The organism is Corallococcus sp. CA049B (genome assembly GCF_003611685.1).
Lineage (GTDB): Bacteria > Myxococcota > Myxococcia > Myxococcales > Myxococcaceae > Corallococcus > Corallococcus coralloides.
This window is the reverse complement of sequence record NZ_RAWC01000480.1, coordinates 1-456: the sequence shown is the minus strand read 5'-3', so window position 1 is coordinate 456 and position 456 is coordinate 1. Positions and strand designations below refer to the sequence as shown.

The 456-nt window shown below is 68.9% G+C and carries 1 protein-coding gene; it reads left to right on the top strand.

Translation table 11 applies throughout. The annotated features are described in order from the left end of the window. Positions 1–49 precede the first annotated feature (49 nt). Positions 50–456, top strand: a 407-nt coding sequence (locus D7W82_RS39825; protein ID WP_147439790.1) for an RNA polymerase sigma factor, incomplete at its 3' end; no start/stop codon positions are given.

The window sequence follows — 456 nt, the reverse complement described above, 5'->3', positions numbered from 1 at the left end:
ATGCGATCGTCGGCAGCGTCAGATGTGTATAAGCGACAGGGCGCGTGCGGTGTCCGTCGATGTGGAGGCCTATTACCGACGCTATGGCCCCCAGGTGCTCCGGCGCTGCCGCTTCCTGCTGCGCGACGAGGAACAGGCCGTGGACGCCATGCATGACGTGTTCGTTCAACTGCTGCGCTACCAAGCCGCGCTGAAGGACGCCGGGCCCTCCAGCCTGCTGCATCAGATCGCCACCCGCGTGTGCCTCAACCGCCTGCGCGGCGCCAGGCGGCGCCCCGAGGACCGCGACGATGAGCTGGTGCTCCGCATCGCCGCTTCCGGCGACACCGAGGCGCGCACCGCCGCCCGGGGCCTGCTGGACCGCCTCTTTGGCCGAGTCCCCGCGTCCAGCCGCGACATCGCCGTGCTCCACCTGGTGGACGGCATGACGCTGGAGGCTGTCTCTGATACACATCT